Annotated in this window: 6 protein-coding genes; 3 read left to right on the top strand and 3 right to left on the bottom strand. The window is 40.0% G+C overall.

Annotated elements, in window-relative coordinates:
* A partial coding sequence (locus KKD20_02095) for a PEGA domain-containing protein (GenBank protein ID MBU4331894.1) occupies positions 1-812 on the top strand: 812 nt, incomplete at its 5' end.
* 76 nt (positions 813-888) lie between these two features.
* Here KKD20_02095 and KKD20_02090 read toward each other — a convergent pair.
* From KKD20_02090 to KKD20_02080, 3 genes are all read right to left on the bottom strand, one after another.
* A complete protein-coding gene (locus KKD20_02090) occupies positions 889-1,401 on the bottom strand; it encodes a hypothetical protein (protein MBU4331893.1) in 513 nt (170 codons plus the stop codon).
* A gap of 302 nt (positions 1,402-1,703) precedes the next feature.
* Positions 1,704-1,898, bottom strand: coding sequence for a hypothetical protein (locus KKD20_02085; protein MBU4331892.1), 195 nt, complete (start codon positions 1,896-1,898; stop codon positions 1,704-1,706).
* A 5-nt stretch (positions 1,899-1,903) separates the two neighbouring features.
* On the bottom strand, positions 1,904-2,374 hold the full coding sequence (locus tag KKD20_02080; protein ID MBU4331891.1) for a PIN domain-containing protein: 471 nt from the start codon (positions 2,372-2,374) through the stop codon (positions 1,904-1,906).
* 231 nt (positions 2,375-2,605) lie between these two features.
* On the opposite strand from KKD20_02080, the gene KKD20_02075 reads away from it, so the two are divergent.
* Together KKD20_02075 and KKD20_02070 are read left to right on the top strand one after the other, a co-directional pair.
* Positions 2,606-3,736: a radical SAM protein gene (locus tag KKD20_02075; protein ID MBU4331890.1), complete on the top strand. Its 1,131-nt coding sequence runs from the start codon at positions 2,606-2,608 to the stop codon at positions 3,734-3,736.
* Positions 3,737-4,112: 376 nt separating this feature from the next.
* Positions 4,113-4,784, top strand: a complete 672-nt coding sequence (locus KKD20_02070) for a hypothetical protein (protein MBU4331889.1) — start codon at positions 4,113-4,115, stop codon at positions 4,782-4,784.
* The last annotated feature ends 300 nt before the right edge of the window (positions 4,785-5,084 follow it).

Here is a 5,084-nt window from a genome sequence, read left to right as displayed (position 1 = left end):
TTTATCCGGTCTATACGGATGCCAGCTCCACGGCCGGCATTAAACTGCAGGTTAGCGTGGATGGAGAGGTAATCGAGACATTACCGGTGGAGCAAGGCGGAGCCAGTAATCCTGACAGTGTAACGGTTATTGCCCTGGAAAGAGATGTTAATTATGATATTTCTTTCCTTGACATGGAGGGTAAGGTAATCCAGCTCAAGCTTGGAACCGAGCTAAAATCTTTCTTTACCCTGCGCCTTGCGGATGGTGTTAATGTTGAGGAAGTGGAAGTGCCGGCATTTGAACTGCAGGCCAAGGTTGTGGTTCCCACTACCGGCTCTCTGCTCTTTTACTCCACGCCCGGAGCAAGCATATTTCTTGACGGCCAAAACAAAGGCGCGGTTAAAACTGATGGAACCCTGCTTGTGGAAGGCCTGGAACCCAAGGTCTATGCGGTGGAGGTGAATAAACAGGGATGCGAGAACTGGACTGGCCAGGTTGTGGTAAAAGTTGGCGAGACTGCTCGGGTGGATGCTCCGTTAGTACAGAAAAAAAGTGTGTTTGAGGGGTTTGTCAATGGCCGGGAATGGTTGTTCAAGTGGACTAATGGAACCAGCTTCAAAATAACTATCGACATCCACGACAAAAACCTCACTATAACGGCTGTCGATGGAGGACAAAAGGCCTACGGACAAATCCTAAACCCATACACTGGCGAGCTTGAATTCAAATTGGGAGGTCCTCAGTGTAACGGAATTTACAATCCCCAAACCGAGACATGGTCGGGGACTGATAATGGAGGAGATGTCTGGACAATAACCCTGTCACATTAACCTTATCATGTCAGATAACAAAGGACTGAACGTTTTACCACTGCGTTCAGTCCTATTTTTATTCTATTCAAGTAAATTACGGAGTAATTATTATATTTCCATCATAATAAGTGTACGAATCATCAGCATTTTCTGGTTTAGTTCCATTGATACATTCCCAATCTCCATCATAACACCCAACCCCATCCAAATTATTCGGATTATCACACGTCCCATTACACCACCCCCAATTATCCAAAACCTGGACTTTGGGTCGGAATTTACAACAAGAAGGTTCTGTTGGAGATACAATCTTATCTCCATCAACATCAACATCGCAATTTGCCAGATGATTAGCGCAGAAAGGACTATAACTATACACATGTGAAAAGCTAAAGAAATTTTTTGCGCAGGCATCTTTAGAATCCCCAAACTGCAAGCGGCAGGCCCCGACCATATCATCTTTTGTACAAGAACTTTCACCTGCTTTCACATCACAAATATTAACACCATTAATAGAACAAGCGCAAGTATCCTCCCATGTCGGCACACAAGAACGACCAATATCACAGGTTACATCACAATCAGCGCCGCCTTCATTATCGCACACCAACCCATCCGGCGGCGTGCCTGGGCTATCACACCGAGCAGTGCATACATCCTTATGATTTTTATAATAAGTAGTCGGCCCGCCGGAAACAATCTGCTCCCCATCGCCTTTACCCCGCCACCAAGCTTTTGGTAAAACCTTATTTTAAATACAAACAAAGCCGTTAGGCGGGTCTGGGTAATATACTTGGCGATTAGATTAAACTTTTTCAAGCTTGGTGCGGGGCCAGTCAATGGTAATCTTTTTTAGGGGCATGTGATTATCCCGCCAGAGGCGGGCAGGCATCAGCCCAGGTAAAGAATTTAAAATTCTACTAATCGCTGCTCCCCACGATGACCTACTCTTAGATGCCAACCTGCTTTTTCTAAATCTTGCTGTAAATTTTTCATTCTCAACTGATGATACTTATAAAAATTACCACTAAATCTGGTCCAAAGAATTTTGGCCTCTTTTTCTCTCTCTTTATGAATTTGTTGCATAAAATATGGTTCTTTCATAGATTTTATTCAAGGAAATCATTAGGGTTGACTAAAGTGGGTATATAAAGACTGTTAGTTCGATTAAAATTAATAATCTGTTTCATCTTGTTGGGTCTTAAAAAATGCTGCATATTCCAGGTCAAGAAAAAATCAATCTCATGGGTCACGGCTATTGCCAGGTGTCCTGCGTCATCAGCTTTGCTTTTAGGAATAATCCTTTCTTTAATATATCGCTCCGCTAACCGAGAAACCTTTGGAGAAAAATTTAAAATCCTTATATTCTGAATCAACTTTAAATATTCATTTCGCCATTCCCGTCGGGCTCGTTCTAACTCAATAATGGTTAGTGTAGAAGTAACTGGTTCATAATCGGGTAATACTATTTTCCAAAACTTTCGAGTTTCCCTTTTTTGCAGGGGACTCTTTTTCCAAAAATCAAAATAAGCCGAAATAACTGAAGTTTCTAAATAGATTGTTTGTTTTGCTTTTGGCATTCTAAAACTATTATAGCAATTTTCCAGAATATGTCAACGAGCTTGACAAAATCCAAAAACAGGTATAGGGTGAAGATAGAGAAAGAATACAGCTAATCCACCTCAAGCCCCTTATTTAGGGGGCTAAGGACTTTTGTCTGCTGAGGCGGGTTGGTTTTAAATATTTGCTCATTTAAAAACTCTAATAGTTAATTATTGATAGTTTGTTTCGTGTTATATAAATCGTGAATCGTGAAATCAAAAACCAGACAAGAAATTAGAAACGAAAATGTCCTTAATTTCTTAATTTCTCTCGTGAAAGGAGTGATTCAGATGTTACCCACAACTGCTTGGATAGTTCTGACTTATTCGTGCAATAATCGTTGCTGCTTCTGCTACGCCAAGGATGGTTGTTCAATGGGTGATGGACACAATGACGAATGGATGGATTACAGTTTCGCCTGCAACGCCATACAAAAATTAGCAAGACTGGGAGTGAAAAACTGCCTACTTATTGGCGGAGAGCCGACACTTTATCCAGATATTGTTCCGTTAGTTTCGATTGGAGCAAAGTGCGGCGTCCATATGAAGTTGGTATCAAATGGAAGAAAACTGGCTGACTATGATTTTGTCTTAAGACTCAAGGAGGCTGGTCTCATTCATTCCAGCGTTTCATTAGAGGCGGCGAGAGAAGAAAAGCATAATTTTATTACGCAAACTTCGAGTTTTGCGGAAAGCCTACAAGGGGCAAAGAACCTCCTTAAGGCAGAAATCTCGGCTAATAGCATTATGACGATTTCAACCTTGAATGTTGATGACATCGTAGCCAATGCTATCCTTATGCATTCCATTGGAATGCCTAATATCCTCTATAACTTTTCGCTTCCAAGCATCGATGAGCAGGGCGGCGTTACTGACTCATTCGCCCTTGATCCGAGAGACAATGCCAAAGCCATCACAGAGGCGTATCTATACCTTAAACGTAAGAAAGGAATTCACATTTCTTTTTTCGCTACGCTTCCGTTATGTCTTTTTCCAGAAGAAATTTTGGATGAGATGCGTGAGGATATGACGATTGGTCGGGATTATCACTGTCATATTTACTATGGAACGGGGGTGGCCATTGAACCTAATGGTGATGTTCTACCCTGCACGCATTTTGTAGGCAGCCCATTATTTAATGCAAAAGGATCTAATGGAGAGCTTGTTGAATCTTTTGAAGAGCAATGGGAGTACGGTATTCATCTTGATTTTGTCAAAGAGGCGTGGCATTACCCCGCAGAAGCCTGTGAGGGTTGTAAATATTGGGGTAAATGTTTTGCTGGCTGTCCCTTTATTTGGACATTCTTTGAACCAAAAAAATATTTAACAAGGAGAATATAATATGAATAATGGCTGTTTTACCTGTATTCTTTATGAGAGTGATTGTTGTCCGCAGGGAGAATGCGATATGTTTTTTAATCGTTTTCTCCCGATTGTCAACCTATAACCCATCCATAGAGGAGGAACTAACGATGGCAGCCATCGACGTTCTCAAGAAGCGGAAAGTCACAGCCAAGAAGGCGAGGATTTTGGCGACCAAGAAGGGGTCCAATTCTTCGTGTGACTGTTGTGACTGTTCAGACTGCTCCTGCGATTGCGTGAATTAGCGGAAGGCATCCTTCCGCGATTCGCGAGTACGGAGCTATCTTCGCGGGGAGCTGTTGTCTTGAAACTTCAACCCCCCCTTTATTATTTCCTTTATATTTTATAATCAAAATTGACAGTTAAAAAAGATATCAAAAAAGATGCCTGGAATTGGTGGGATGGCTGTAATACAATCTCGTATGGGACAGATTGGAAGCAAAGGATAAGCAAGAAGTTGCAAAATAAACTTGTGGGCAAAACCCAAAAACAAGCCTTAGATTTTTTAATTCCATATTTAAAAATTTTATATAAGAAAGAAAAAATTAATCAAAAAAAGAAGGAAATACGAGTTATATTTAATCAATACCAAAAAGAAATTTTTTCCAGAATGGAAATAGTTACGAGTAAAAAAATCCATAGAGAAAAATTCACCTGTTTTTTAACAACTTTCCCTAGAGCCGCTTATGATTATGAGCGTGGCTATGTTTGGTTACCAATAATTTGGCCAAAACAAACTTATGTTAGAACTTTTGTTCATGAGTTACTTCATTTTCAAACCTATGCTTACTGGGAAAAACATATTTTAGAGAAATTAACTAAAAAGGAATTTGAGAATCTTAAAGAGGCCCTAACGGTTATTTTAAATGAAGAATTCTTGGATTTAATTATCTGGCAAGACAAAGGATATAAGCCTCATAAGCACTTGAGAGAAAAGCTATTAAAGTTTTGGAAAAAGAATAAGGATTTTGATAAATTGGTTGAATATGGCATCAAAATCTATCCAACATCTACTCACACCTCTTGATTTTGCGAAAACCGATTTATCAATTATGGGCAACCCTCTTGACAAAATCCCCAAATAAGTATAGGGTAAAGATAGAATAAAAACCAAACCTCAAACCCCTTATCTAAAGGGGCCTAAGACTTTTGTCTGATGAGGTAAATATTGTTCTTTGTAAAAAATAGGAAAAAGAATCCCTTAGTTTCTAGTTTCTCAATTTCTCAATTTCTCTTTATGAAAGGAGTGAATGAAAATGAAAAAGTTAGTAATGGCAGTATTGACGCTGTTAGTTGGTCTGATGCTGGCTGGGTGCGGTAAGAGTCC

The organism is Patescibacteria group bacterium, assembly GCA_018896645.1.
Classification (GTDB): domain Bacteria; phylum Patescibacteriota; class Patescibacteriia; order UBA2591; family JABMQE01; genus JAHIMF01.
Note: the sequence above shows the minus strand (reverse complement) of the source record. Positions and strands in the feature narration are given on the sequence as shown.